Source organism: Variovorax sp. P4_D9 (assembly GCF_056401695.1).
Genome location: NZ_JBFUIU010001222.1, coordinates 1 through 2,024, shown reverse-complemented (window position 1 = coordinate 2,024; position 2,024 = coordinate 1). Strand labels below are relative to the sequence as shown.

Annotated in this window: 1 protein-coding gene; it reads right to left on the bottom strand. The window is 62.1% G+C overall.

Annotated features, from left to right (window positions below; genetic code table 11):
- Positions 1-1,018: 1,018 nt before the first annotated feature.
- On the bottom strand, positions 1,019-2,024 hold a 1,006-nt coding region (locus AC1DY5_RS53230), incomplete at its 5' end, for a ParB/RepB/Spo0J family partition protein (protein ID WP_478122284.1).

Here is a 2,024-nt window from a genome sequence, read left to right as displayed (position 1 = left end):
GTGAACGTGCCTTCCCRTCCGGCCCCCCGGCAGGCSTGGCAAYGAACAGGCGCCCCCTCCAAYCRTGCCCACTGCGCCTCTCCATGARCCCCTAGGCAAAWGGGGGTTGGACGGTCCAACCCCCCTTTTTTATGAACGTGCCTTCCCGTCYGGCCCCRGCAGGCCTGGCAAYGAACAGGCGCCCCCTCCRACCRTGCCCACTGCRCCTCTCCAAAAAAAAGGCTGGACGGTCCAAACCCCGTTTTTATGAAGGTGCCTTCCCGTCCGGCCCCTGGCGGGCCCCTTATCCTTCGGCAGGGAAGCTCCAGAGCGCCTTCCTTAGGCCAAGGCCTTCACAGTCCAGGCCACACAGCAAACGTCCCGCAGAAGGCCAGGCCAATCAGGATGAGGCGGCAAAGCGCGCTTGCGCCAGAGACGGATCGCAAACAATTCAAGCTGGACGCGGCCAATGGCGCCTTCAATTGCCAAAGCTCGGTTGGGTGCGCATGAGCCGGGAGGTCGCGGGCGATCTGCGCAATGCCAGCGTCACCCGAGAGGGGGACCGCTGTATGTGGCGATCCAGACGCTGCAGCCCGGCGTGCTGCCGGCGTCGCGCCGACGCTCGGCATCGACCTGGGCGTCGTCAACTTCGCGGGCCTTTCGGATGGGCGACTCATCGAGCCGCTCGCGGCGCTGAAAGCACAGCAGCGGGGCGGCGCTACCAGCGCAGCGTCACCCGCAAGGTCAAGGGCTCGTGCAACCGCAAGAAGACGATCGTTAAGTCGCGCGCGCTTCATAAGCATGTCAAGAACGCTTCGAGCTTCTTCATTTCAAATTTCCCGGTTCAGAACGCGCCGCGACACGTGCAGCGTAAAAGGGTATAGCGCCGCGACGACTCTAAGAACTCGAACTCGGGTCCCGGAGGCCGATTTTCCAAAACGTGAACCGCCAGGCCGTCCCGTCATGGGCCGAACCACTGCAGAAAAAAAAGGGGGGGTTGGACCGTCCAACCCCCCCTTTTTTTTTTGAGCAGATCCAGCTACTCGAGCAGGAGTTGCTCCGCATAAGAGGCGAGGGCCTGCCGCTTTTGCTCAGTCAGGTGCACCTGAAACTTGAGAATCGCCCTGCCCTTCTTGTCGGCGGAGAGGATCGCCGCGGCCTTCTTCCCGACCTTCCCAATTTCAATAACGCCGCTATTCTCCAGCGGTTCCTTCGAAGCGGACTGTCCAACGAGTTGAGCAAGCACCGCTCCCGCTGATTGGCGGCGACCGTAGGCCGCGATCGCCTTGGCGCGGGTGATCAGCCCTTCGGGGTCAGCTTGGTGCGCGTCGTTGAGKGGCTTGGCCCACCGGAACTGAATCTCCAGGGGGCTGTCAAACGCCGCGACGACAGCAGCCGGCAGCCGAGCCAATGACAAGGCGCGGCCTACATCGCCGAGGTCTCGACGGATTGCCTCGGCGAGCTTTCGCGCGGACGGATACAGACCCTTGTCCAGCGCCTTCGCGTAGAACATGCCCTGCTCCCACGGCGACAGATCCTTGCGCGACCGGTTCTCCAACTCCATTGCCACAAACAGCATGTGCTCTGTAGCGTCCTCGATCTGCGCGCGAACTGGGATGCCCAGCTCGAGGCAGGCCTGGTGCCGGCGATGCCCATAGACGATCTCGAACTCGATGCCGTCGACCAGCTCTGGAAGCGGCCGTATTCGGATCGGCGTCTCATTGCCTCCGTTCCCGAGGATGTCTGCTTTGAACTCTGCCCACACGGTGCCTTCGAACGATGCGGCATTGCGATTCGCCCAGTCCGATCTGCGAATCTTTGTCGGGTCGAGCATCTTGACCGGCGATGCGCCCTTGAAGTTGAGCGCCACGAGATCGGCTTCCTTCAACTGCTCGCGCAGCACCTTGTTCTCCTGGTGCGTTGCCGACTGACCCTCCATGAAACCCATCAACGTACCTGGAGCTGTCTTCGCTTTCGCCGGTGCCGTGGCAAGAACCTGCGTTGCTGCTGGCTTGGCATCAGGCAGCTGTATCTTGAGAGACTTC